The following is a 24,172-nucleotide window of genomic DNA, read 5'->3' as shown; positions in this document are numbered from 1 at the left end:
AGCCAGGTTTTCAGCGCATGAACGTGCATGAACAGCCTCAGAAACATAAACAGCGACATAGTGGTACGGTTCGGGCCCTATGCGTTCCACCCGCATCAGCGGCTGATCCTGGACGGTGATCGGCCGCTGCGCATGGGTGGGCGAGCCCTGGAAATTTTGCAGGTGCTGATCGAGCACGCCAGTGCGGTGGTCAGCAAAGAGACGCTGATTGCCCGCGTCTGGCCAACGTCGGTGGTCGAGGAAATCAACCTGCGCGTCCATATCGCCGCCCTGCGTCGAGCGCTCGGCGATGGGCCGAACGGGCAGCCCTATATCGTTAATATTCCCCAGCGCGGTTATAGCTTCATCGCCCCGGTGCAGCACGATCGGGCGGGCACGCCGGTGCTGCTCGAAACCGTGCACAAGCCTCAACACAACCTGCCTGCGCGGCTCACACCGGTGATCGGTCGCGACTCGATCGTCGGCAGCGTGGTTCGGCAGTTGCCGGTTCGACGCTTCATGACCCTGATCGGCCCTGCTGGCATTGGCAAGACCACCGTGGCGTTGCGCGTGGCCGAGTTGCTGTTGCAGCACTATCGGGATGGTGTCTGGATGGTTGACCTGGCGGCCATCGATGACCCGTCGCAGCTTGTCGATCATCTGTCGCGCACCCTGGAACTGGACATCGGCGCAAACGCGTTGGCGCAACGGCATGCCTTGGTGGTGCTCGACAACTGCGAACACCTGCTCGAACGTTGCAGGACAGTGGTGGACGATCTGTTGGCCTCGGCGCCTCGATTGTCGATCCTCGCCACCAGTCGCGAACCGCTGCGAGCAGCGGGGGAAACGCTGCTGCGGTTACCCGCCCTGACGGTGCCGCCAGCCTCGGCGATATATAGCGTGGCCGAGGCCATGGGGTATTCAGCGGTGCAGCTGCTGGTCAGCCGCGCCCGAGCCCGTCAGCAAGGGTTTGCTTTGCGCCAACAGGATCTGAAGGCTGTGCGTGAAATCTGTCGTCGGCTGGATGGCTTGCCCCTGGCCATTGAGCTGGCGGCGGCGCAAATCGATGCACTGGCGCTGGTGGGGTTGCAAGCGCAACTCGGCAACTGTTTACAACTGTTGAGCCAAGGTCGACGCACCGCCGTGCCACGGCATCAGAATCTCAAAGCGGCGTTGGACTGGAGCTATGAACGGCTGAGTCCGTTGGAGCAGATCGTGTTGCAGCGGCTGGCGGTGTTCAAGATGGCGTTTACGCTGGACGCGGCGATTGGCGTGATCAGTGACGCGATGCTGCTGCCTGCTAGCCTGGTCAGTGTGGTGGAGAGTCTGGCGAATACATCGCTGCTGTCGGTGGAGCAGGGTAACGGTGTGACCCGCTACCGCTTCCTCAATACCACGCGCACCTACGCTTTGGAGAAGCTCGAACACAGCGGTTACTTGCGTGCCTTCGAACTGCGTTATGAGCGCTACATCAGCCGGGCCCACTGGACATCAGTCGGACAGGTGGTGCTGCAACTCGCCGAGTAACCGCCGGACTTTTATCAGGTCCGGTGTGGCGAAGCCTTCGGTGAAGCGCTGGTAAATCGGCGCCAGCAGCTCATGGGCTTGCCGGAAGTGGCCCTGACGCTGCCACAGCAGGGCCAGTGATGTGGCGCTGCGCAGTTCCCAGGCCAGCGCTCCCTGGGTTTTTGCCACGGCTAAAGCCTTGAGCAGCACCGCCTCGGCCGCGTCAGCACTGCTCGGGCAATCCTCTGCCAGTAACGCGTCGGCCCGGGCCCGCAGAATCTCTGCCGTGCTCCAGCCCGCCGCGCCGTTTTCGGCCCGCTCCAGCAACGCATCATCGATGAAACGGCTGCCCAGAGTGACCATGATTTCCTTGATCAACCCGGTGTCTGGTCGCGGAGATGAGGGCGCATCAGTTCCGTCGATCACCTGCGCGTAATGTTTGGCCCAGGTGTAGAACAGCAACACCGAGTGTTTCTTCGCCTGCTCAAGCAGCAAGGCCAGGAGCTCGCGGGCGACCGGCGTGTTGCCGTTGTAGTGGGCGATCAGGCAACCGGACAGCGCCAGGGTGTAGCAGATGGACGTGCCATGATTGATTTGCATCGCGATGTCGAGCGCCTGTCGTGCGGTATGCCAGGCTTTTTCCGGAAGCCCTTGCAGCCAGAGAATGCGCGCCAGAATCGTCAGGGTCGCCACGCTCTGGTCGTATTGCACGCCAAAACCATGGGTGAAGCGGTTGAGCTGGCCGCTCTGGGCCAGGCGTTGAATGACCTGTTCGGCATTCTCCCGCGCCAGTACCTGATCCCCGGCAAAATGCAGGGCCAGGACCCGCAAACGTTGGGTGCTGAGGGCCGTCACCGCGTCGTCGTGCGGCCTCAACCGCTCGAATTGTCGGCTCTGCTCCAGAGCCAGTTGGTAGTGGCCGCAGCTGAGATCAACCGCCAGGTGCCCGGAAATCGCTTTGAGCTGACCGGCCACATCATTGCAGTGTTCGGCCAGGTGTTTGGCGCTGACGAAGGCTTCGACGGATTCGGCGCTACTGCCCAGGGTGTGATAGCAGGAACTGCCGAGGGCAAGCTTGAGGTTCATGGTCAAGCGCGGGCAGGGCTGATGCGTCGTTTCGAGCAACGCCAGGGCTTTGCGCACGTACGCGCCGTATTCCTTGAGCAGCGACAGCTCTTGCCAGAGCGGTGCCGAGGTCGCGGCGAGACGGATGGCCAAGGCCTGCGGCCCTTGAGCGTTCAAGCCCCAATCCAGGACTGCACGAATGTCGTCCAGGTTGCGGGCGTAACGCTCGGTCCAGCGCTCGCTCTGGGTGTGTTCCCAATCACTCTGCGCCTGCTGCATCAAGGCCAGGCAGCATTCGGCGTGGCGCTCTCGGGTGTCCGCCAGCTCTTGGGCCTGGTCGAGTTTTTCCAGCGCATAGCCACGTGTGGTGTCGAGCAGACGGTAGAACACTTCTTCATCGCCGACTTCCACGTTCAGCAATGACTTGGCCACCAATTGGGTAATCGAGGCAAACACCACATCGGGCTCGACGTACTGGCCGACAATCACGGCAGCCGCCGATTCCAGGGTAAAAGCGCCCCGGAATATCCCCAGTCGGCGCAGGCACGTCTGCTCGCAGGCATTGAGCAGTTCGAAGCTCCAGTCCAGCGTGGCGCGCAGGGTCTGATGGCGGCCCATGGTGGTCGGGCAGCCTTGGGCGAGCAGGCGAAAGCTGTCTTGCAGTTGCGACAGCAAGCCGCTCAAACCCAGGTTGCCGACCTGCGCCGCTGCCAGTTCGATCGCCAACGGAATGCCGTCCAGACGTCGGCAGATTTCAATCGCCAGCGGCAGGTCGGCTTCGCTCAGTTCGAAGCTGTCGTGGCTGGCCATCGCCCGCTCGACAAACAATTGCAGCGCCGAAAACGTCAGGGCCTGAGCGCGGTCGAGCAGGGCGATGGGCGGCGGGCAGTCCAGTGATTCCAGGCGCTGCACGTATTCGCCTTCGGCCCGCAGGCTTTCGCGACTGGTGGCCAGAATGTGCACTTGGGGTGCCGCGCGCAGGATGCTTTCGCTGAGCAACGCAATGGCATCGATCAGGTGTTCGCAGTTGTCGATGACCAGCAGCATCTGCCGTTCGCGCAAGCATGTGGCGAGCCCGTTTATGGGGTCGGCGTCATGCAACGACAAGCCCAGCGCTGACGCCAAGTGCGCGCCGATCATCAAAGGGCAGTTGATCGGTGCCAGGTCCACCAGGCGAATGCCGTCTCGATAGCGACCGATCAGTTGCTCGGCGACGCGCAGCGCCACGGTCGTCTTGCCGATCCCGCCGGGGCCTACCAGGGTGATGAAACGCTGCTGCGAGAGTTGCGCCAACAGTCTGTCGACCAGCGCCTGACGGCCGATCATGCGAGTCCGGCGCACCGGCAGGTTATGGCCGCCCGGTTCATTGGCGTCGTTTTGGGGATGTTGTTCGATGGACTCCAGGGAAAACGGCGCGACAAAGCTGTAGCCGCGCTGGGCGACGGTGATGATGTAACGCTGGCCGGCCTGACCGTCACCAAGGGCTTTGCGCAGTGCCGCCATGTGCACGCGCAGGTTGGAGTCTTCCACTACGCTTTTGGGCCAGACCCGCGCGATCAGTTGCTGCTTGCTCACCACCTGGCCTGCGTGCTCCAGCAACATCAACAGAATGTCCATGGCTTGCCTGCCCAGGCGCAGGGGCTGGTCGGCCTCCATCACCAGGCGTTGGCCAGGGTAGATCCGGTAGGGGCCGAAACGGATGGCCTGTTCGGGGGTAAGGGTCAACGGGTCACTCCTGCTTGCATCCGTCTATCACGCGGTATCCAGGCATATTCCTGAGGTTTTTTCGGCAGCGCAACGTGGCGCCATACATCTCGGCAGCAGGTGCAACGGCTGCGGCCTTGCCGTCAGTGCCCGGCGGTCCCGTATTTATTGGACTCAGCGCTGGTGAACGGCACACCGGGGCCATGGGTGTACGGCAGAAAATTAACAACGTTTAACTCGTACCGATCCGGTCTACGCTCAAAAATCCATTTCTTCAAGTAGCCGAAGGTATCGGCCTTTTTGCAACAGAAAGTGCAACAAAAAGCGTGCCGCAAAAAGGACGAACACTTCTGGAGGAGCCGGAATGAGCAACGTGGTGGTGGTCTATCACAGTGGATACGGGCACACCCGGGTCATGGCCGAAGCCGTGGGCCTGGGGGTAGAACGACACTTGGGCAGCACCTGTTGGCTGATTCCGGTGGAGGAAGTGGACGACCACTGGGAACGCTTGCACCGTGCCGATGCAATCATCTTCGGCGCCCCGACCTACATGGGCAGCGCCTCGGCAGCCTTCAAGGGTTTCATGGAGGCCACCGCCTCGTTCTACCTGGCCCAGCCCTGGCGCGACAAACTCGCTGCCGGGTTTACCAACTCCGGATGCCTGTGTGGCGACAAGCTCAACACCTTGCTGCAGATGGCAGTGTTCGCCGCCCAGCACTCGATGATCTGGGTCGGCCTCGACCTGCTGCCGGCGCGCAGCAGCGTGGGCCTGTTCGACGGGCAGTTGAACCGACTCGGCAGTTCGCTGGGGGCGATGGCCCAATCGAACGTCGAACAATCCCCTGAATTTGCACCTCCACTGGAAGACCGCCGTACCGCCGCACATTTGGGCGAGCGGGTGGCGCGCCTGGCCGAACGCCTGGCTCAAACCTCTTGTTAATCGTCGTAAACCCATGCATCAGGAGAGTCGTAATGAGCACCTTTACTACCCGAGACGGCACCGAGATTTACTACAAGGACTGGGGCACCGGTCAGCCGATCGTCTTCAGCCACGGTTGGCCGTTAAACGCCGACAGTTGGGAGTCGCAGATGATCTTCCTGGCCTCCAAAGGCTACCGGGTCATCGCCCATGACCGCCGTGGTCACGGCCGTTCGAGCCAGCCATGGTTCGGCAATGACATGGACACCTACGCCGATGACCTGGCGCAGTTGATCGAGCATCTGGATCTGCAAAACGCTGTGTTGTTCGGTTTCTCCACTGGCGGTGGCGAAGTGGCGCGCTACATCGGTCGCTACGGTACTGGACGCGTGGCCAAGGCCGGGCTGATTTCATCGGTGCCGCCGCAGATGCTCAAGACCGAGGCCAACCCGGGCGGCCTGCCGATGGAAGTGTTCGACGGTATTCGTCAGGCGTCTTTGGTCGACCGTTCGCAGTTGTACAAGGATCTGGCCAGCGGTCCGTTCTTCGGTTTCAACCGGCCGGGTGCCAAACCTTCGCAAGGCATGATCGACTGGTTCTGGCTGCAGGGCATGGCTTCCGGCCACAAGAATGCGTACGACTGCATCAAGGCGTTCTCTGAAACCGACTTCACCGAAGACCTGAAGAAGTTCGATGTGCCAACCCTCGTGGTGCATGGCGACGACGACCAGGTGGTGCCGATCGAAGCGGCGGGCATCGCCTCGGCGAAACTGGTCAAGGGCTCTACGTTGAAGGTCTACCCGGGAGCCCCGCACGGCCTGACCGATACCCACAAGGATCAACTCAACGAAGATCTGCTGGCGTTCATCAAGGGCTGATCAAAATCAAAAGATCGCAGGCTGCGCCAGCTCCTACAGGGTTATGTGAACGCCCGTGGGGGTTGGCGAGGGGCTGCGATCTTTGTTGTTCATCAGCGCCTACAAGGTGATGTGAATACCCGGAGCTGCCGAAGGCTGCGATCTTTTGCTGTTGAGAGAGGGAAGAACACGCATCGCACGGCAGCGCCAGGCAAACGGTGTGATGCCTTCGCTGCGGGTGAAGATATGAGAGAAATGTGCCTGATCGCAGAAGCCACATTCCAGGCTGATTTGCGTCAGGGTCAGGTCGGTGTTCCGGATCAACTGTTTGGCCCGGGCAATGCGTTGCTGTCGGATCCAGTCTTGCGGTGAAACACCGGTGCTGCATTTGAACGCACGGGAAAAATGACTGCGCGACAGGGCACAGACCCGTGCCAGTTCGGTCACTTCCAGGGTTTCGCCGAGGTGGTCGAGGATCAACTGTTTAACCAGGTTTTCACGCCAGGGGCTAAGGCCTCCCGTGGTCTTTTTTTGCGTTTCAATGGCACACGCCTTGATCGCGTTTTGCTGAATGAGAGCCATGGCCAATGTCCGTGTCGGTGGGCGCGCGCGGGTGCACTGCACGGTGGGTCAGCACGTTTCTTTTTCTAAAAACTCTAGAAAAAGAGCTCTGCGCAGAAGGCTTCATTCTTGGTCGCGGGGGCTTTGGCTTGCGAGTTAAACGTTGTTAATTCCGCAGTCAGGCTTAAGGGTGAAAGTGCGCCAACTGAGCACATCGCTGCAATTCGTGCGGATGCACGGTCATGCAAGATGGGCGACGTGTAGCGGCCTGGACTGGGCCGCTTTTTCTGGCTCGATCAAGGGTGATCTCATGAAGCAATCCCGCGTTTGCACACTTGGCGGACTTGGCCTGGCATTGGCGCTGATGTCCAGCATCAGCCTGGCCCAGGCGCCAGCTCAGGTGAACACTCAGGTGCCCGGTTATTACCGGCTCGCGGTGGGCGACTACGAGGTGACGGCGTTGTTCGATGGCTACAACGACCTGTCGCCCAAACTGCTCGAGGGGCTGACCCAAGACCAGATCCGCGCGTTGCTGGCTCGTCGTTCGATTGAAACGCCGGGGGTGCAAACCGCGTTCAACGCGTTTCTGGTGAATACCGGCAAACAACTGATTCTGGTGGATACCGGGGCAGGGCAGTGCATCGGTGCCACTGCGGGCCAATTGTCGGCGAACATGCAAGCCGCTGGTTATAAGCCAGAACAGGTCGATACCATCCTGCTCACCCACTTGCATCTGGACCATGTGTGCGGATTGGTGGATGGGCAGCAAAAGCCTGTGTTCGCCAACGCCACGGTCTACGCCGCCAAGGCGGAAGCCGATTACTGGCTTGACCCTCAGGCCATGGTCAAGGCACCGGCCGGTGCCAGGGAATTCTTCAAGATCGCCCAGGACTCCACCGCGCCCTACATCGCGGCGGGCCGCTTCAAGACCTTTACTGCCGGGCAGTCGCCAGTGCCGGGCGTTGTCGATGCCGAACTGGAGGCGGGGCACACACCGGGCAGTACCACGTATCGGTTCAACTCCCAAGGCCAGAGCATTCTGTTCATGGGTGATCTGGTGCATAACCTGGCGGTGCAGTTCGAGCATCCCGAGGTATCGATCCGTTTCGACGTCGACAATCAGCAGGCGATCAAGAGCCGTGCCAAGGTGTTCAGCGATGCGGCGGCCAGCAAGATCTGGGTCACGGCAGCGCATTTACCGTTTCCGGGTGTCGGCCATATCACCGCAGTGGACAAGCATTTCCAGTGGGTACCGATCGAGTACGGGCCTTATAAACGAGCGGCGAAAGTGCCGATGATCGAGTAAAGTCCGACACACTTGCGCCTGACTGAACACAAAGGGGAACCGTGCCCATGAACCGTAACGATCTGCGCCGCGTCGACATGAACCTGCTGGTGATTTTCGAAGCGCTGATGTTCGAAAAAAACCTGACCCGCGTCGCCGAAAAGCTGTTCATGGGCCAACCAGCAGTGAGCGCCGCGCTGGGCCGGTTGCGTGATTTGTTCGACGATCCGTTGTTGCTGCGCAACGGTCGCGGCATGGAGCCGACGGCGCGGGCGCTGGCGATTCTCAAGGAGCTGCAACCGGCGATGGACACCATCTCGGGGGCGGTCAGCCGCGCCAAGGAGTTCGAGCCGGCCAGCAGCTGCGATGTGTTTCGCATCGGGCTGTCGGACGATGCCGAGTTCGGGCTGTTTCCACCGTTGCTGCGCCAGTTGCAGGAAGAGGCGCCGGGGATCGTGGTCGTGGTGCGCCGCGCCAACTATCTGCTGATGCCGGCGTTGCTGGCGTCAGGGGAAATCTCGGTGGGGGTGAGCTACACCACCGATCTGCCGGCCAATGCCAAGCGCAAGAAGCTGCGGGACATCCCCTGCAAAGTCCTGCGCGGCGATGACCGCCCGGGGCCGCTGACGCTGGACGAGTATTGTGCGCGGCCCCATGCAATGGTGTCGTTCTCCGGTGACCTGAGCGGCAACATCGACCTCGACCTGGCCAAGGTCGGCCGCACCCGCCGCGTGGTGCTCGGCGTGCCGCAATTCAGTGGTTTGCGCGCGTTGCTCGCTGGCACCGAGATGATCGCCACCGTGCCGGATTACGCCGCGTGTGCGTTGGTGGAGGGGTGTGGGTTGCGCGCGGAAGATCCGCCGTTTCCCATTGACGCGGCGCAGCTGTCGATGGCCTGGAGCGGGGTGCATGACAACGATCCAGCAGAGCGCTGGTTGAGATCGCGGATCAGTCAGTTCATGTCGGCGCCGCTGGATATTGCGGCGGTGTAAACAGGCAGAACACGTGCTGCGAGCAAGCGCTTTTGCTCTTACCGTTCATCCGTTTTTTTCCTGACCTGTAATTTCTGATAGTAGCGCGATGTCGCCAACCGGTGTGTGATGAGTCAGTGCCCATGGGGCGACCTCAATCATGCACAGGGAGCGAATGATGAATAGCCCAGTTGCCGCAGCGCTCACCAACTCTCTGCCAGACCCTGAACTCGAGCAAAACCCGGGTAACCCGCCACTTGACCCAGTGTTGGTCCGCAATAACCTGACGGTTGTCATCAACTACCGCATGAAGCCTGGGGAGAGCTTGCAAGTGATCTGGGAGGCTGCGCCGGGAGCGCCGAGCGAGGCCTCATTCACGACCGTCTTCTTTCCGGTCGGCGGCACTGCGCCATGGAAAGTCCCGCTGCCCAACTGGATAGTGGCCTATAGCTTGAACAGCGTGGTGACGGTGACTTATGTCGTCATGAACGGCACCACACCGATCGCGACCTCATTGCCGCTGACGGTCACCATTGTGCCGCTTGCGCAGAGCGCTCTGCCCATCCCGCTGATCACCCAAGCGGCCAACAATGGCATAGGCAGCGTGCTGGACGTGGTGTTCTTGACGAATTTCACCCTGCGCATCAATGGCTGGCCGCTGATAACGGACGGGCAGTATTTCTGGATGAGCCTGAGTGGCATCAACGACGACGGCAGCGCTTTTTACATTGAATACTGGATAGCGCCCAACAGCGTAGTTACTCAGGCATTTCTGCAGTCCGGTTTTCATGCCGAGACGTTTTCGGCGTTGCCGCTCAAGAGGCTCAAGCATGGCAGCACGTTGACACTGGATTTCAGGGCCGCGCTGGATAAAAAACTGAACAAGAATGCAGCACTGAAGTTTGCGCCGCGTCACTACACCATCAATAACGATGCCCAAACGCGACTGTTGGCTCCCTCTATCGTGGAAGCCAAAGGTAACCCTCATCTGGACCCGCTGGCGGCCCGATACAACCTCACGGCTCGTCTCTCCTTTCCCGTAATAACGGGCGCCAGGGTCCGTGTGCGCTGGATAGGTGCGCCGGGCACTTCGCCAGAGGGTTCAGTCGTCACCGCTTATGTCGATGCCGGTGCTACCGGTACTAAAGACGTGTCGCTGCGCAATTCGGTGGTCGCCTTTAACCTGGGCCAAACGGTGACGGTCATCTTTGACCTGATGGTCGGCAACGCTCCCGCCGTGAGTTCGCTGCCGCTGATGTTGAACGTGCTGCCTCTCGCGCAGAACGCATTGCCCCAGCCGATCATCAGGGAAGCATTGGGCAATGGCCATGGCAACGAGCTGGACGTGAGCTCTATCTCGGCGTTCACCCTGTTCATAGAGGGTTGGCCGCTGATCGCCGTCGGCCAGTATTTCTGGGTAAGCCTGATTGGAACATTGGCCGATGGCGGCGTTTTCAATGTCGAGTACGTGATTGCCCCTCACCCCCCCGTCGACCAGTTGTTTGTCACCCACGATTTCTTTTCGCAGATCTTTTCAACCACCCCGCTAAACCTGCTCATGGATGGCAGCGCACTGACAGTGCAACTCAGGGTGGCACTGGACAAAAGCCTGAGCAAAAGTTCAGCAGTGAAGTTTCCAGCGAAACAGTACACCGTCAAAACGGGCGGACCGATACCGCCGGATCCGATGATCCTGGCGGTGAAAGACTCTGCCGGCGATGACATAACCAATGGTGGACCCACCAACTCCACCCAGGTGACGATCAGCGGCAGCGCAATGGCCGGCCAACCACTGGAGATACTGGACGGGCAGACCGTCATAGGCATGATCACGGCAGTTTCCGGTGTCTGGGAGCTTGCGGTATCTGCGTTGACGGGCGGCCTGCACGTATTCACCGCCCGGCCCTTGAATGGCGGCGGTGGGGGCTCCACGCCGTGGACGATCGACGTCGTGCTGCTAAACCTGGAGTTGACGATTGCAGAGGCGCCCGATAACGGCAATCTGGATCCTCTTGCGGCCTTGACGAGGCTGACGGCTGTCCTGGATTACAACATGCAGGCCAATGACAGGATCAGGGTTATCTGGACGGCTGCGCCAGGAACACCCGCGGCGGGCTCACACATCACCAATACCGTTCAGGCCGGCACTACCATCCGACCCAGGATAATCCAGCTGCCCGTTACGCTGTTGGCGTTCAGCTTGGGCAAACGGGTGACGGTGAGCTTCGAATATGATCGCGGAACAGCACCACCGGTGGTTTCACGGCCGCTTGTCCTGAACATCGGGACTATTCCGGCAGACCGGTTCGACCCTCCGGTGATCACCCAGGCGAACGGTACGACGGTGCTGAATCTGGCCGATGTGCAACTTGGGGCAACTCTCCTGTTTGGTATTTGGCCGCTTATTGCCTCCGGTCAGCCGATCTGGCTGGATTTGGAGGGCCAGAACGCCAGCGGGGGCAGCCACAATCTCACCATGTGGACGGGCCTCAACTTCGCAGTGCATCGAAGTTGGGTGTTGAACGGCCGCTACAGCGTTACCGTTTTGTTCAGCTATTTGAAGGATCTGGCGGAAGGCAGCACGTTGTCCATTCACTTCAGGGTCAATATGGATCAGGTCCCGAATCCGGCGACGGCGGTGGTCTTCGCCGCACGTCAGTACACCATTCGGGCCATTCCTTGAAGAAGAGCTGGCGGGAGGTTTTGGCGTTCAGCGTGTTGTGTTTAACGGCGTTTATCGTTACTTGATGAAAGCTACAGATCCTTGCGCCGTTGCCTACGACTGCGCCAGAATCCGCCGGCTTGTGCGCTTTGGGCCTGGTCTTTATCGTTTCCGTATCGCTGCCAATCAGCGATCGGGTTTAGCGACCTGAACAGGTATAAGCGCAACAGCGCTCCGTCATATTGCAGGCATTCCATGTCTGCAGTTTCGATATGGTGGCTGTGCGCGGGAGACCCTCGGGTCTGCCGGGTCTTATACCTCTCGGTTCGCTAACCTGCGTACAGCCGCCACCCTTACTTGTTTAGCGACAGGTACTGGTGGTTCCATCAGGTATAACGGAGATTCTCCATGTTCAAAGCCACACCTAACCCGCCAGAAACCGACGACGTTTCCCCCTACGATCCCCTCGATCCCAAAAAACTCCACGAAGCCGCCGAACGCGCCCTCGATCACTACCTCAAGCCGTCCGATCCCAAGCCCCCGCGCAAACCGAGCACGATTTACACCGTCGCTCCCAACATCAACATCGAAGAGCTACTGACCAATGCCTGCGAGTCCTTTGCCTCGGCCAAGGTGATCGCCAGTGACTGTGCCGGGTTTCTGGAGGGGCCGCAGCGCAATACGATACTGGGCGTCGCGCAGCTCATCATGTTCGGCGAGTTGGCGGTGAATCGGGCGCTGGACAGTCTGGAGCTGAAGGCCAACCCGGCCCTATGACCTGAGGTCAAACGCTGACCCCTGTGGCGAGGGAGCTTGCTCCCGCTCGGCTGCGCAGCAGTCGTAAACCCTGTACATGCGGTCTACCTGATGCAATTGGGTCGAATGGTTTTGGGGCCGCTTCGCAGCCCAGCGGGAGCAAGCTCCCTCGCCACAATTCCCGCGGTACAAAGAGAGCACGTACATTCAATTTTTCCCTACCCCTTGGCGGCACTATTCAATCCAATGATTGAACAGGGGTGAGTCATGAACGCTTCGCAACGGGATGAACAGGCGCGGGATGTCGGGCTGCTGTTTCTGCGGGTCAGCGGTGGTCTGTTTCTGCTGTGGGTTCACGGCTTGCCCAAGCTGCTGGACTTCAGTGCGCAGCTGCAACTGATCGAAGACCCGTTCCACCTCGGTGCCCACCTTACCCTCAGCCTGGCGATTTTCGCCGAAGTGCTGTGCCCGCTGCTGATTGTCGCTGGTGTTCTGGCGCGTCTGGCGTGCTTGCCTATTCTGTTTGTGCTGCTGGTGGCGCTGCTGGTCGTGCACCCGCAATGGAGTGTGGCCGAAGGGCAATTCGGCTGGCTGTTGTTGATCATCTTCACCTCTGTGTTTATCGCCGGGCCTGGACGGCTGGCGCTCAATGTTCGTTTGCCCGGAGTGCTCCGTTATGTCTGAAGCCCAAACTCAAAAAGCGCCGGGGTCCGATGAGATCGTGACGCTGATCGTCAAGCACCGGGTCAAGGCCGGTTTCGAAGCAGCCTATGAAGCCTGGCTGCGCAACATCGTCAGCGTAGCGGGGCGCACGGAAGGGCATCTGGGCGTGGACGTGATCCGCGGCAAGAACGCTGGCCTGGACATGTTCACCTGCGTGCTGCGCTTTTGCTCCACCGAGGCCATGCAGCACTGGCTCGATTCGCCGCAACGTCAGTCGTTGATCGATGAAGCCGCGCCGATGCTGGCCGACGGCGACCAGACCGAGGTCAACCCGGTCAACGAATTCTGGTTTGCGCCGCTGGCCGATGCTGCTTCGCCGCCACCGCGCTGGAAGCAGGCCGTGGTGTCGTTGCTGGTAATTCTGCCGCACACCTTGCTGGTGCCGCTGCTCTGGGGGCCACTGCTCAAACTCAACGCTTTTCTCTCCAACTACCTGGTCGCCACGTTCCTGATCACCCTGACCATCGTGGTGTCGGTGGTGTACGTGTGCATGCCGGCTGCGACTCGCTTGTTTGCGCCGTGGCTGACGGCCAGTCAGCCGCGGGAGCACCTCGAATCCAACGCAAATTCGCCGCGCTGAGCCGGCGCTTTTTTGCTTCATTTCACTGATGACGAAGGAACTGCGATGAACGCCGATCTGATTCTGTTCAATGGTCAATTTCATACCGTAGACCGCGAAAAGCCCCTCGCCAGCGCCGTAGCGATCAAGGGCGGCCGCTTCGTCGCGGTCGGCACCGACGCCGAAGCCATGGCCCTGCGCGGCTCGGGCACCCAGGTGATCGACCTCAAGGGCCGCTGTGTCATCCCTGGCCTCAACGACTCGCACCTGCACCTGATCCGTGGCGGTTTGAACTACAACCTCGAACTGCGCTGGGAAGGCGTGCCGTCCCTGGCTGATGCGTTGCGCATGCTCAAGGAGCAAGCCGACCGCACACCGACGCCGCAATGGGTACGGGTAGTCGGTGGCTGGAACGAATTCCAGTTTGCCGAGAAGCGCATGCCGACCCTGGAAGAGCTCAACCAGGCGGCGCCAGACACCCCGGTGTTCGTGCTGCATTTGTACGACCGCGCCTTGCTCAACCGCGCTGCATTGCGGGTTGCCGGTTACACCCGCGATACGCCGAACCCGCCGGGTGGCGAAATCGTGCGTGATGCCAATGGCAATCCGACCGGCATGCTGGTCGCAAGGCCGAACGCGATGATCCTGTACTCGACCCTCGCCAAGGGGCCGAAGCTGCCGCTGGAATATCAGGTCAACTCGACCCGCCAGTTCATGCGTGAGCTCAACCGCCTCGGCCTGACCAGCGCGATCGATGCCGGCGGTGGTTTCCAGAATTACCCGGACGATTACCAGGTGATCGAGCAGTTGGCGAAAGATGACCAACTGACCGTGCGTATCGCCTACAACCTGTTCACCCAGAAGCCGAAAGAAGAGCTGACCGATTTCCAGAACTGGACTGGCAGCGTCAAGTTGCACCAAGGCGACGACTTCCTGCGGCACAACGGCGCCGGCGAGATGCTGGTGTTCTCGGCGGCGGATTTCGAGGACTTCCTCGAACCGCGTCCGGACCTGCCGCAGACCATGGAGCAGGAGCTGGAACCGGTGGTCCGCCATCTGGTGGAACAGCGCTGGCCGTTCCGTTTGCACGCTACTTACAACGAATCCATCAGCCGCATGCTCGACGTGTTCGAGAAGGTCAACCGCGACATTCCGTTCAACGGCCTGCCATGGTTCTTCGACCACGCTGAAACCATCACCCCACAGAACATCGAGCGGGTAAGGGCGCTGGGCGGTGGCATTGCGATCCAGGACCGCATGGCGTTCCAGGGTGAATATTTTGTCGACCGCTACGGCAAGCAGGCCGCCGAAGCTACGCCACCGATCAAGCGCATGCTGGCCGAGGGTGTACCGGTCGGCGCCGGCACCGATGCCACGCGAGTGTCCAGCTACAATCCATGGACCTCGCTGTACTGGATGGTCAGCGGCCGTACCGTCGGTGGTCTGGCGCTGTACGAGGAAGGTTTGCCGCGCACCACTGCACTGGAACTGTTCACTCATGGCAGCGCCTGGTTCTCGTCGGAACAAGGCAAGAAAGGCCAGATCAAGGTCGGGCAACTGGCGGACCTGGTAGCACTGAGCGCGGACTTCTTCAGCGTCGAGGAAGAAGCGATCAAGTGGATCGAGTCGGTATTGACCGTGGTCGGCGGCAAGGTGGTGTACGCCGCCGGCGACTTCGAAAAACTCGGGCCTGTCAGCCTGCCGGTGCTGCCGGATTGGTCGCCGGTGGCGAAGGTTCCGGGACACTGGCGGCCGAACGCGCCAATGCAGGCGCAGGTGCACCAGTGCAGCGGCCCGTGCGCCGTGCATACCCACAGCCATGAGAAGGCCCGTATGTCGAACGTGCCGGTGAGTGACTTCGCCGGTTTCTGGGGCGCCTTCGGCTGTTCCTGCTTCGCGTTCTGAGTCTTGCAACAAAAGCGTCGACCATGTGTGGTCGACGCTTCACTCACCACCCTCCGAGGAGTTTCACATGAGCAACGTTCCTTACAAACGTCTGAACAAAGATGACGCCGTTGTGCTGCTGGTCGATCACCAGACCGGCCTGATCTCTCTGGTGCAGGATTTCTCGCCCAACGAATTCAAGAACAACGTGCTGGCCCTGGGCGACATCGCCAAGTTCTTCAACCTGCCGACCATCCTCACCACCAGTTTCGACGCAGGCCCGAACGGCCCGATCGTGCCTGAACTGCGCGAGCAATTCCCGGACGCGCCGTTCATTCAGCGTCCAGGCCAGATCAACGCCTGGGACAACGAAGACTTCGTCAAAGCCATCAAGGCCACCGGTCGCAAGCAACTGATCATCGCGGGTGTGGTGACTGACGTGTGCGTAGCGTTCCCGACCCTGTCGGCCATTGCCGAAGGCTTTGAAGTATTCGTGGTAACCGACTCTTCCGGTACCTTCAACACCACCGTGCAACAAGCGGCGTGGGCGCGGATGTCGGCGGCGGGTGCACACCTGCTGAACTGGTTCGCCGTGGCCTGCGAGCTGCAAGGCGACTGGCGCAACGACATGGAAGGCCTGGCCAACCTGTTGTCCCAGCGTCTGCCGAACTACCGCAACCTGATCAACAGCTACACCAAGTTCACCGCCAAGTAAGGTGTTGAAGAAAAATGCCCGCGATGTGCGGGCATTTTTTTGTGCTGCTCGAATGTCCGCTGCATCAGCGCTTCTGCAACCATCCCAGAAACCCACCTTTCCTGATCGGCACCGGTTTGGCCATCAACGCCTGCCGACTGTTCTGCTGCCGCACTGCCTGCAACTTGTTCAACGCCCGGCCCACTTCGCTGCGCTGTTCCATGCACTGGCGGGTCAGGTTCTTGTCGAGACGGTAGATGATCGAAGATGTCAGCGCGGTGAACGTCGCCTGCGACGGTGTATCGGCCAGGATGCTCTGTTCGCCCATGACTTCGCTCGGCCCCATGCGACCGGCCTCGGTGAAACCATTGCCGTCCGGCACGCTGGCGCTGACGACGCCGGTGGCGATCACGAACAGGCTGTCCGGCACTTCAGCCAGATCCAGCACCACCTCGCCGGCGGCGTATTGTTGCGCGACCATCGATTCGGCGAGGCGGTCGCGTTCCTCATGGCTCAGCGAGCGGAAAATCTTCACTTCATCGAGCAGTGCGCGGGCGCGGGTCGAGGGTTCGATCACGCCGTCGGGGTGCCGCGAGATGCCGGCCGCTTCCAGATGGCGATGGGCGAGGTCGAACAGTTGATTGCGCACGTCGCTCTTTTTGCCCAGCTCGGCGATGAACCCGCTGGCCACGTATTCGGACATCTCTTCGCCAGCCTCTTTGAGCACCGCTTTTGGCGCGGGCGAGAGCAACAGACTGCTGCTGCCTTGCAGCGTGCGGTCGAGGGCGTCGAGCACCCGGCGTGGGCGGATGTGGTTCGCCACCTTGATGCTGATCGACACCCCGTGCAGGTTGTTCGGGCGGCTGAGGTTGACGATCTTGGCCTTGGCCGCCACCGAGTTCGGCACCACGGCCATCGTGCCGGCGCTGCTCAACAGGTGCGTGGCGCGCCAGTTAATGTCCAGCACTTTGCCTTCGACGCCATCGATCACCACAAAGTCGTCCACCTGATAGGGTTTGGTGGTGTTGAGCACAATGCCGGAGAACACGTCAGCCAACGTACTCTGCAACGCCAGACCGACCACGATGGCGAACACGCCGGAAGTCGCCAGCAGACCCTTGACCGGCAGATCGAGCACATAACCGGCGGCCGCGACGATAGAGGCCAGAAACACCAGCGCACCGATCACGTCCTGCAGCAAACGGCCGCTGTGACCTATGCGACGCATCAGCACCAGACCGAACACCTCGGTGAGCACTCGTGCGGCGTACAACCACCAGATAATCCCCAGCGCCGTTGCACCGAGTTGCGCCACCTGGTCATCGGCAACCAACGGTGTCTGCAACGGGCTGACGCCAGCGTTGATAATCAGCGCGCTGAACGCCAGAAACAGCACCAGCCGCACACCGACCTTTGGCGCGCGATGCTTGAACGGGACGAGGTGCCAGAGCAGGGCGTCGAGCACCAGCAGCAGGGCGCTCCAAGGCAACAGGTGGGCAGAGAAAAGGCTCATGGATTGCACTCCAGCGGGCACAAAAAAACTCGCCACACCCTGAGGTGTGGCGAGAGGTTGGGCTTAGTTCAGATGCGTCTTGAGCTCAGCCGCAGCCTGACGTACCGCCGCTTTGACTTCCGGAATCCGGTTCAGCGGATTGAGCAGGCCAAAGTCATGAATCATCCCGTTGTAGCGCACCGAGGTCACCGGCACACCGGCCGCATCGAGGTGGCGGGCGTAGCCTTCGCCTTCGTCACGCAGCACGTCGAATTCGGCGGTCTGCACCAGTGCCGCAGGCAGGCCCTTGAGTTGTTCGGCGCTGGCGTTGAGCGGCGAGGCATGAATCTGCGCACGCTCGGCCGGGTTGGTGGTGTAGTTGTCCCAGAACCACTGCATCATCCCTTTGGTGAGGAAGTGCCCCTCGGCGAATTGCTGGTACGAACCGTCGTCGAACTGCGCGTTGGTCACCGGCCACATCAACAGCTGGAAGCGCAGGGCAGGGGTTTTCTGTTCCTTGGCCATCAGCGCCACGACCGCCGCCATGTTGCCGCCGACGCTGTTGCCGGCCACCGCCAGTCGCTTGCCATCGACACCGATCTCTTTGCCATGCTCGGCTACCCATTTGGTCGCGGTGTAGGCCTGGTTGATGGCGGTCGGATATTGCGCTTCCGGCGACGGCGTGTAGTCGACGTATACCGCGACTGCGCCGGAGCCCACTACCAGGTCACGGATCAGGCGCTGGTGAGTCGGGAAGTCGCCCAATACCCAGCCGCCACCGTGGAAGAACATGAACACCGGCAACTCGCCCTTGACCTTGGCCGGACGCACCACTTTCAGGTTGATGGTCTGGCCGTCGACCTTGATCGCCTTGTCGCTGACTTCAACACCCGACAGATCAACCTTCACCGAAGCCTGGGCACCGGTCAGCACCGCGCGGGCGTCTTTCGGGCTCAGTTGTTCCAGCGGTTTGCCACCGCCGGCGGCGAGGGCATCGAGGAAGGCCTGGGTGTTGTGTTCGACACCGGGGCTGCCGGCGGCGAATGCGTTGCCGATGGACAGGGCGAGAACGGAAGTGGCGAGGGTTTTCTTGATGTTCATGTGCAAATCCTTTTTAAATCGTTTGAGTTTTTATGCCTTGGGATCGGGCTGCTGTGGCGCTGGGGTTCAGGCCTCAGCAACACCGTGAACACAGATTAATGAGATGCCGGAAAGTGAAAAAGCGGCTATAAAGCGATTAACTGTCAACCAGAGAGTGACAATGAACCCGTTCGAAGACATGCGTATTTTTTGCCAGGTCATGGACTCCGGCAGCTTCACCGCGGCGGCCGATCAGTTGGGCCTGTCCAAGCAGTTCGTCAGCCGCCGGCTGATGCAACTCGAAGAGCGCCTCGGCGTGCGCCTGCTCAACCGCTCAACCCGGCGGCTGGACGTCACCCCGCTGGGGCAGAGTTATTACGAATCGGCCCTGCGCCTGCTCAGTGAAGTCGAGCAAGTGGAGCAGGGCATCGCCGGCCAGACCATCGAGCCTCGCGGGACCATTCGCCTGAGTGCACCGTTGTCGTTTGCCGTGGCGCATTTGGGCTGTTTGCTGCCGGTATTTTTGCAACGTTATCGCGATGTCACCGTGGAGGTTGACCTGAGCGATCGGCCGGTGGACTTGCTCGGCGAGGGATACGATTTGGCCTTGCGCATCGGCGTGCTGGAAGACTCGACGCTGATCGCCCGTCGCATCGCCGTCATCGAGCGGGTGTACTGCGCTAGCCCGGCGTATCTGGCCGAACGTGGCACGCCGCTCAAACCCGAGGATTTGCACAGCCACGATTGCCTGCCCTACGGCCACGGTCGCCAGGTGCAATGGCGGTTCGAAGGGCGGGGCAAACCGCTGACCGTCAATGTCACCGGGCGGATGCGGGTCAACAACGGTGAACTGCTCAAGGACGCGGCCATCGCCGGCATGGGCATCACGTACTTGCCGACCTTCATCGTCGATTCGGCCCTGGAAGACGGCCGGCTGGTGCCGGTACTGGATGATTTCCGCCCCGAGCCGCTGACTTTGTCGGCGGTCTACCCGCAGCACCGTCAGGCCTCGCGGCCGGTGCAGGTGTTGATCGAGTTCTTGCGTGAGCGGTTGAACCAATAGGAGGGTGCACGCCATCGTTGATTACAAGATCGCAACAAACCCCTGATGTGGATTTTCCTGACGCTGATCTAGACTCGTGCCGGTCAATCAAAGGCCCGGAATCTGGAGCGTGCAATGGAAATGCCGACAAAAGAAAAAGCCATCGCCAGCAATCGCGATGCATGGAATGACTCCGCCCAACACCACAAGGACACCCCCGAGTGGCAGACCCGTTTGAGTGCCGTGGGCCATGGCGATTTTTCCTGCCTGGATGACACCCTCACCGGGTTGCTCCAACAGGTCGGTGTCGACGGCAAGGATGTGGTGCAACTGGGCTGCAACAATGGCCGGGAAAGCCTTTCACTGTTTGCGCTGGGGGCCCGCAGCGTAGTGGGCGTCGACCAGTCCGGGGCCTTTCTCGATCAGGCCCGGGAGCTGGCATCCCGTTCGCCTCATCAGCCCGAATTCATCGAGGCTGATATCCATCACCTGCCGACAGAGCTGCACCAACGCTTCGACGTGGCGCTGATCACCATCGGCGTATTGAACTGGATGCCGGACATCGGCGAGTTCATGCGCCATGTCGCGCAAACCCTCAAGCCCGGCGGCAGCCTGGTGGTTTACGAAACCCACCCGTTCCTGGAAATGTTCGACCCCGAGTCAGCCGATCCCTATCGCCCGGACAGCTCGTATTTTCGCAGTGAGCCTTTCGTCCAGGACCAACCGATCGTCTACGAAGGCAAAGTCGAACAGCAGGCCTCGGCGTCCTACTGGTTCGTCCACACCCTGGGCGCCATCTTCACCGGTGCCGTCGAAGCGGGGTTGCAGATCTGCCATTTCAAGGAGTACCCGCATTCCAATCGCGAAGAACTCTACGACAAGTATCAGCAGCAAAAGGCGCAGTTGCCGTTGTGTTACACGTTGGTGGCGGTGAAGCGAGCGACGTAGTGCCAGGGGTATTTTCAGAGCGTTGAGTGATTTGCCGCGTGCCCTGGTTGCGCGCAGAGATCAATGCCCAAGGCATGAATGACCTTTAGAACCGTATCAAAACGTGGTTTCGCCCCGGGTGCGAAGGCCTTGTACAGGCTTTCGCGCCCCATTCCGGAATCTTTGGCAATTTGTGTCATGCCGCGGGCCTTTACCACGTAGCCGATAGCACGAAGAAACTCTTCGTTGTCGCCGTCTGCCAATACCTGAGAGAGGTATTCGCTGATGGCTTCGTCATTGTCGAGCAGTGCCGCCATGTCGAAGTTTGTTAATTTTTGATTCATGCTTCTGGCTCCTCATTCCTGTGCGAATGTATCTGTTAGCGCAGGCATGAGGAGTCAGTTGGTTCTTTTGTGATGGGTGTATTTTTCCCTGAACTGTGTAGGCAACTGACCCCATCGCGGGAAAGCTCTAATGTCAGTCAGTTAAGCCGTAATGCAATCTGTAGCAGCTGGCGAAGCCTGCGTTCGGCTGCTCAGCAGTCGTGAGTCGGACTAACGCGGTCAGCCTGATGCACCACAATCTCTGGTTTTACGACTGCTGCGCAGCCGAACGCAGGCTTCGCCAGCTGCTACAAGGAGTGCGTCGCGGCTGAAATTGTTTAACTGACTGGCATTAGGGCAAGCCCGCTCCCACAGGGAGATGCGGCCAAATGTGGGAGCGGAAGCCAATCACGCCTGCGCCGCCGTCACCGGCTGCTGTTCCGGTTTGCGCAGTGCCGTCAGCCGCGAGCCGCTGTAGTAGGTTTCGCGGAAGAAGCGCCAGCGACCGAACAGGTCGTAGACGTGGGTGATGCGCCCTTGCTCCTGGTAGTCCATGCGGATGTGCATTTTCATCGCCTGGATGTTGCGGGTGTCGCAGACGTCGACGATCTTGTTGCAGCCTTTGGCCCGCATCGCGTCCCAGAGCTTGAACTGGGCGTCCATCGACAGGCTGGTGCCAAAGTAGAGCGGGATCATTTCACCGCCGAACTCGAAAAACTCACCGGGGTTGATCCGGAACCAGCAGCCGTAATAGTGCCGGTCGAAGTAGTCCCTGGCGCTGCCCCAGATGAATCCTATGGCATCACCTTCCTCGTTCACGTACATGTGTCCGGTGTGACCCTCGGCGGCGATTTCGGCCATGGCCTTGACGCGGTTACCGTAATACTTGGTGAACGCGGTGGCGTTTTCCGGGGTGATGTTCACCAGGCGCAAGCCCGAATAGGGCCGTAGATTTTGCGGCGCCACCGGGGTCACCAGATCACGTCCCAGCCACAGCAACTCTCGATGGAAGTACACATAGCGCTTCCAGAGCGACTGGAGCGTGTGGAGCAGGCCTTTTTGTTTGATGCGTTCGCGAATCTTGTCGATGGCGCTCATGAAGTCCTCCGAGGCCGAAGCCCGGGTGTGGTGGGTAACGTTTTCGATGGCGAAAAATCAGGATTTCAACGGGTGCAGTTCGGTCGGGTAGTGCGGCTCCTCTTTGGACGCCCTCGGCACAACGGCATAGGACACCCTTGGAACACCCGCAAGACGCTGTTCCAGCACAAGGCTCAGCGACTCGCCCGGGTCCAGATAGGCATCGCCAAAGTCGGCGCCGATATGGATCGGATGGACGACGATTTCCAGCAGGCCGTCGATTGGCATTGCCACGGTGCGCAGGTCGACCGGGGTGCAGACGTTCTGGGCGGTCGCTCCGGACAGGCTGTTCAAGCGATGGTTGAGCAACGTCTTGAACACTCGCTTGGGCACACTCAAATTACTGCCCAGATCGCGTGCCAGTCGCACGGGCACCCCTTGGCGGGCGGCAAACCGCGCGACGATTTCTCCGATGGGCCAGATGTTGTGCACATGCTGATGGGAATCGAGGTGGCTGGGGTGCAGGCCGTTGTCCAGGCAGCGTTGCCATTGGGCTTCGAGTTCCTCCAGCACTGCGTCGCGATCCAGGCGGTTGAGCCAGAGGCTGTGGCGGGGCAGGCTGAGGTCGAACTCACCCTGGCTGTCGCAGAACGTCGAACGTGTGAGAATCGACAGACTCAACGGCCGGCCATACGTGAGGTTGAAGTGCAGCCCGATCCGCCCCTTGAGCAATGGCTGCCGGGCCAGGACGCAGGCCGCTTCGAAGGCCGGCATGTTGGCCATGGCGGTCGCGGAACTGATGACCCCGGCGTGGAAGGCCCCCAGTATCACCGCGTTTTCGCTCGGGCTGAGGCCGAAATCGTCAGCGTTGACTATGACTTGGCGAGGCATGGCTGCCCTCTCTTTCTTGTTCGGTGGGTGCAGCGTCTTTCGCGACAATAGGAGCCTGTATAGGTGTAAGCGTAGGAGTAACCAGCGCCGCTGCACGCCTGGCTTGCCATTTTTTTAACCAGGGTTTGATGCGGTGCCAGAGTCGCAGCGCCAACCCCAGGGTGAGGCCGCTGGGGCGCCAGGAGTAGAAACTCCAGCGCCAGTGCTCCAGTTGCCCGGTCATGCGTTCCAGGAGTTGATGGCTGGAGTTTTCCAGGCTGATCCGCGAGGCGTCGACCCAGTGCCAGTTGTCGTCCAGCCCCCAGCGGATCCACTCTTCGAGCAGCACGCGACCGCTGCCCAGGCCGGCGTATTGCGGCAAGAACGCCAGGTTGTAATCGTACAACCGGCCCTGTTCCAGCAAGCCGATACGGTAGCTGATGCAGCGCCCGTCCAGTTCCAGCACCACCACTCGCACCAGTCCCAGTTCGGCGAGGGCGGTGAACGCTTGCTCGATCCATTGCCGGTAGCGGTCATTGGTGAAAATTCCCACGCCTTGAAGGCCTTTCCAGCTCAGTGCTTCGACTTTGCCGAGGGTCCGCAACAGTGGCCTGATGGTGGCGGCGTCGGGGGTTATCCGCCGGACCTCGGCACCGCAGGCCGCGATGCGTTTACGCGCACGGCGCAGTTTGTAGCGCGGGTCGCCGGATACCTCCTGGTGGTCGGCGTCGCTGATCAGGTGCACCGGCACCCGACAACTGAGGCGGCGTTCGCCAGTCGAGCTGTGGGTCATCCAGGTGGTCAGCGCACTTTCCTCGCCGATGGGTTCGGACAATTCATTGAGTTGCAGCATCGCGTGGGGCACGCGACGGCGGATGATCACCAGCGCCTTGCGCATGCTCTCGGCATCGAGGCAACTGAGCAGGGCCAAGCGATCGGTGAGGGGATAGCCGAGGTGATGCAGGACTCGAAACGGTAACCCGCCAAAGCGCTCCACGGACACCACCAACGGCAGGCACAAGGCCAATTCATCGCCGTGCCAGCCGAGCAGAACGTGCAAGCGCTCCCCGGCAACCAGTGCCTGTTCCGATGCGCGCAGCCAGGCGAGGGTGTTGAACGGCGTGTGGTCCGTCATGCGCCAGCGCAACCCCTCATAAGCGGCTGTTGGAAAGTCCGGAGCGCACAACGACGTGCGCCATTCGAATCGAGCCATCATAGATTCAGACCGCCGCATAA

General features: G+C 60.6%; 21 protein-coding genes. 13 read left to right on the top strand and 8 right to left on the bottom strand.

What is annotated here, in order from left to right; genetic code table 11:
• The first annotated feature begins 27 nt into the window (after positions 1-27).
• Entirely contained in the window at positions 28-1,506 is a 1,479-nt protein-coding gene (locus ACEN9A_RS18625; RefSeq protein ID WP_258669345.1) for an ATP-binding protein, read from the top strand.
• Here ACEN9A_RS18625 and ACEN9A_RS18620 read toward each other — a convergent pair.
• On the bottom strand, positions 1,471-4,275 hold the full coding sequence (locus tag ACEN9A_RS18620; RefSeq protein WP_258669342.1) for an ATP-binding protein: 2,805 nt from the start codon (positions 4,273-4,275) through the stop codon (positions 1,471-1,473). The genes ACEN9A_RS18625 and ACEN9A_RS18620 overlap by 36 nt on opposite strands.
• Positions 4,276-4,618: 343 nt before the next feature.
• Between ACEN9A_RS18620 and ACEN9A_RS18615 the strand changes: the two genes are divergently transcribed.
• Together ACEN9A_RS18615 and ACEN9A_RS18610 are read left to right on the top strand one after the other, a co-directional pair.
• On the top strand, positions 4,619-5,194 hold the full coding sequence (locus ACEN9A_RS18615; RefSeq protein ID WP_019648494.1) for a flavodoxin family protein: 576 nt from the start codon (positions 4,619-4,621) through the stop codon (positions 5,192-5,194).
• A 32-nt stretch (positions 5,195-5,226) separates the two neighbouring features.
• Positions 5,227-6,051: an alpha/beta fold hydrolase gene (locus ACEN9A_RS18610; protein ID WP_258669338.1), complete on the top strand. Its 825-nt coding sequence runs from the start codon at positions 5,227-5,229 to the stop codon at positions 6,049-6,051.
• Positions 6,052-6,150: 99 nt separating this feature from the next.
• On the opposite strand, the gene ACEN9A_RS18605 is transcribed toward ACEN9A_RS18610, so the two are convergent.
• Entirely contained in the window at positions 6,151-6,612 is a 462-nt protein-coding gene (locus ACEN9A_RS18605; RefSeq protein WP_258669335.1) for a helix-turn-helix domain-containing protein, read from the bottom strand.
• 289 nt (positions 6,613-6,901) lie between these two features.
• Here ACEN9A_RS18605 and ACEN9A_RS18600 point away from each other — a divergent pair, with 289 nt between their 5' ends.
• The 8 genes from ACEN9A_RS18600 to ycaC all read left to right on the top strand — a co-directional run bounded on the left by ACEN9A_RS18600 (position 6,902) and on the right by ycaC (position 16,146).
• Positions 6,902-7,897, top strand: coding sequence for an MBL fold metallo-hydrolase (locus ACEN9A_RS18600; RefSeq protein ID WP_258669326.1), 996 nt, complete (start codon positions 6,902-6,904; stop codon positions 7,895-7,897).
• A gap of 47 nt (positions 7,898-7,944) precedes the next feature.
• Positions 7,945-8,868, top strand: a complete 924-nt coding sequence (locus ACEN9A_RS18595; RefSeq protein ID WP_019648497.1) for a LysR family transcriptional regulator — start codon at positions 7,945-7,947, stop codon at positions 8,866-8,868.
• Between the two features lie 157 nt (positions 8,869-9,025).
• Positions 9,026-11,530, top strand: coding sequence for a hypothetical protein (locus tag ACEN9A_RS18590; RefSeq protein ID WP_413387337.1), 2,505 nt, complete (start codon positions 9,026-9,028; stop codon positions 11,528-11,530).
• Positions 11,531-11,917: 387 nt separating this feature from the next.
• Complete coding sequence (locus ACEN9A_RS18585; protein WP_258669320.1) at positions 11,918-12,286, top strand: DUF6124 family protein; 369 nt, start codon at positions 11,918-11,920, stop codon at positions 12,284-12,286.
• A 246-nt stretch (positions 12,287-12,532) separates the two neighbouring features.
• Complete coding sequence (locus ACEN9A_RS18580) at positions 12,533-12,949, top strand: DoxX family protein (protein ID WP_064618759.1); 417 nt, start codon at positions 12,533-12,535, stop codon at positions 12,947-12,949.
• Positions 12,942-13,568 carry an antibiotic biosynthesis monooxygenase gene (locus tag ACEN9A_RS18575; RefSeq protein WP_018925556.1) on the top strand — a complete coding sequence of 209 codons (627 nt, stop codon included), beginning with the start codon at positions 12,942-12,944 and terminating at the stop codon, positions 13,566-13,568. Before ACEN9A_RS18580 ends, ACEN9A_RS18575 begins: the two co-directional genes overlap by 8 nt.
• Positions 13,569-13,613: 45 nt before the next feature.
• Positions 13,614-15,452 carry an amidohydrolase gene (locus tag ACEN9A_RS18570; protein WP_258669318.1) on the top strand — a complete coding sequence of 613 codons (1,839 nt, stop codon included), beginning with the start codon at positions 13,614-13,616 and terminating at the stop codon, positions 15,450-15,452.
• 67 nt (positions 15,453-15,519) lie between these two features.
• Positions 15,520-16,146 (top strand): isochorismate family cysteine hydrolase YcaC, encoded by a 627-nt coding sequence (gene ycaC, locus ACEN9A_RS18565; protein ID WP_028941293.1) that lies wholly within the window; start codon positions 15,520-15,522, stop codon positions 16,144-16,146.
• A gap of 64 nt (positions 16,147-16,210) precedes the next feature.
• On the opposite strand, the gene ACEN9A_RS18560 is transcribed toward ycaC, so the two are convergent.
• Both ACEN9A_RS18560 and ACEN9A_RS18555 read right to left on the bottom strand, forming a co-directional pair.
• Positions 16,211-17,638, bottom strand: a complete 1,428-nt coding sequence (locus ACEN9A_RS18560) for a mechanosensitive ion channel family protein (RefSeq protein WP_258669315.1) — start codon at positions 17,636-17,638, stop codon at positions 16,211-16,213.
• Positions 17,639-17,701: 63 nt separating this feature from the next.
• A complete protein-coding gene (locus ACEN9A_RS18555; RefSeq protein WP_019648504.1) occupies positions 17,702-18,718 on the bottom strand; it encodes an alpha/beta hydrolase in 1,017 nt (338 codons plus the stop codon).
• A gap of 160 nt (positions 18,719-18,878) precedes the next feature.
• Between ACEN9A_RS18555 and ACEN9A_RS18550 the strand changes: the two genes are divergently transcribed.
• On the top strand, positions 18,879-19,760 hold the full coding sequence (locus ACEN9A_RS18550) for a LysR family transcriptional regulator (RefSeq protein ID WP_258669313.1): 882 nt from the start codon (positions 18,879-18,881) through the stop codon (positions 19,758-19,760).
• 114 nt (positions 19,761-19,874) lie between these two features.
• A complete protein-coding gene (locus ACEN9A_RS18545) occupies positions 19,875-20,687 on the top strand; it encodes a class I SAM-dependent methyltransferase (protein ID WP_258669310.1) in 813 nt (270 codons plus the stop codon).
• Positions 20,688-20,701: 14 nt separating this feature from the next.
• Here ACEN9A_RS18545 and ACEN9A_RS18540 read toward each other — a convergent pair whose 3' ends face one another.
• The 4 genes from ACEN9A_RS18540 to ACEN9A_RS18525 all read right to left on the bottom strand — a co-directional run bounded on the left by ACEN9A_RS18540 (position 20,702) and on the right by ACEN9A_RS18525 (position 24,152).
• Complete coding sequence (locus tag ACEN9A_RS18540) at positions 20,702-21,010, bottom strand: addiction module antidote protein (RefSeq protein ID WP_019648507.1); 309 nt, start codon at positions 21,008-21,010, stop codon at positions 20,702-20,704.
• Between the two features lie 387 nt (positions 21,011-21,397).
• Complete coding sequence (locus ACEN9A_RS18535) at positions 21,398-22,087, bottom strand: N-acetyltransferase (RefSeq protein WP_258669309.1); 690 nt, start codon at positions 22,085-22,087, stop codon at positions 21,398-21,400.
• A 57-nt stretch (positions 22,088-22,144) separates the two neighbouring features.
• Positions 22,145-22,957 carry a ChbG/HpnK family deacetylase gene (locus tag ACEN9A_RS18530; RefSeq protein WP_019648509.1) on the bottom strand — a complete coding sequence of 271 codons (813 nt, stop codon included), beginning with the start codon at positions 22,955-22,957 and terminating at the stop codon, positions 22,145-22,147.
• Positions 22,929-24,152, bottom strand: a complete 1,224-nt coding sequence (locus ACEN9A_RS18525) for a GNAT family N-acetyltransferase (RefSeq protein WP_258669306.1) — start codon at positions 24,150-24,152, stop codon at positions 22,929-22,931. Before ACEN9A_RS18525 ends, ACEN9A_RS18530 begins: the two co-directional genes overlap by 29 nt.
• Positions 24,153-24,172 lie beyond the last annotated feature (20 nt).

This window comes from Pseudomonas sp. Pseusp18 (assembly GCF_059506005.1).
This window is presented reverse-complemented; position numbering and strand designations above follow the sequence as displayed.

What these genes read in the sequence shown, in the direction of transcription:
- ycaC (WP_028941293.1), top strand. Translation starts at nt 15,520, where the DNA reads ATGAGCAACGTTCCTTACAAACGTCTGAACAAAGATGACGCCGTTGTG.
- ACEN9A_RS18580 (WP_064618759.1), top strand. Translation starts at nt 12,533, where the DNA reads ATGAACGCTTCGCAACGGGATGAACAGGCGCGGGATGTCGGGCTGCTG.
- ACEN9A_RS18540 (WP_019648507.1), bottom strand. Translation starts at nt 21,010, where the DNA reads ATGAATCAAAAATTAACAAACTTCGACATGGCGGCACTGCTCGACAAT.
- ACEN9A_RS18585 (WP_258669320.1), top strand. Translation starts at nt 11,918, where the DNA reads ATGTTCAAAGCCACACCTAACCCGCCAGAAACCGACGACGTTTCCCCC.
- ACEN9A_RS18615 (WP_019648494.1), top strand. Translation starts at nt 4,619, where the DNA reads ATGAGCAACGTGGTGGTGGTCTATCACAGTGGATACGGGCACACCCGG.
- ACEN9A_RS18530 (WP_019648509.1), bottom strand. Translation starts at nt 22,957, where the DNA reads ATGCCTCGCCAAGTCATAGTCAACGCTGACGATTTCGGCCTCAGCCCG.
- ACEN9A_RS18575 (WP_018925556.1), top strand. Translation starts at nt 12,942, where the DNA reads ATGTCTGAAGCCCAAACTCAAAAAGCGCCGGGGTCCGATGAGATCGTG.
- ACEN9A_RS18555 (WP_019648504.1), bottom strand. Translation starts at nt 18,718, where the DNA reads ATGAACATCAAGAAAACCCTCGCCACTTCCGTTCTCGCCCTGTCCATC.
- ACEN9A_RS18600 (WP_258669326.1), top strand. Translation starts at nt 6,902, where the DNA reads ATGAAGCAATCCCGCGTTTGCACACTTGGCGGACTTGGCCTGGCATTG.
- ACEN9A_RS18560 (WP_258669315.1), bottom strand. Translation starts at nt 17,638, where the DNA reads ATGAGCCTTTTCTCTGCCCACCTGTTGCCTTGGAGCGCCCTGCTGCTG.
- ACEN9A_RS18625 (WP_258669345.1), top strand. Translation starts at nt 28, where the DNA reads ATGAACAGCCTCAGAAACATAAACAGCGACATAGTGGTACGGTTCGGG.
- ACEN9A_RS18525 (WP_258669306.1), bottom strand. Translation starts at nt 24,152, where the DNA reads ATGATGGCTCGATTCGAATGGCGCACGTCGTTGTGCGCTCCGGACTTT.
- ACEN9A_RS18605 (WP_258669335.1), bottom strand. Translation starts at nt 6,612, where the DNA reads ATGGCTCTCATTCAGCAAAACGCGATCAAGGCGTGTGCCATTGAAACG.
- ACEN9A_RS18570 (WP_258669318.1), top strand. Translation starts at nt 13,614, where the DNA reads ATGAACGCCGATCTGATTCTGTTCAATGGTCAATTTCATACCGTAGAC.
- ACEN9A_RS18545 (WP_258669310.1), top strand. Translation starts at nt 19,875, where the DNA reads ATGGAAATGCCGACAAAAGAAAAAGCCATCGCCAGCAATCGCGATGCA.
- ACEN9A_RS18610 (WP_258669338.1), top strand. Translation starts at nt 5,227, where the DNA reads ATGAGCACCTTTACTACCCGAGACGGCACCGAGATTTACTACAAGGAC.
- ACEN9A_RS18550 (WP_258669313.1), top strand. Translation starts at nt 18,879, where the DNA reads ATGAACCCGTTCGAAGACATGCGTATTTTTTGCCAGGTCATGGACTCC.
- ACEN9A_RS18595 (WP_019648497.1), top strand. Translation starts at nt 7,945, where the DNA reads ATGAACCGTAACGATCTGCGCCGCGTCGACATGAACCTGCTGGTGATT.
- ACEN9A_RS18590 (WP_413387337.1), top strand. Translation starts at nt 9,026, where the DNA reads ATGAATAGCCCAGTTGCCGCAGCGCTCACCAACTCTCTGCCAGACCCT.
- ACEN9A_RS18535 (WP_258669309.1), bottom strand. Translation starts at nt 22,087, where the DNA reads ATGAGCGCCATCGACAAGATTCGCGAACGCATCAAACAAAAAGGCCTG.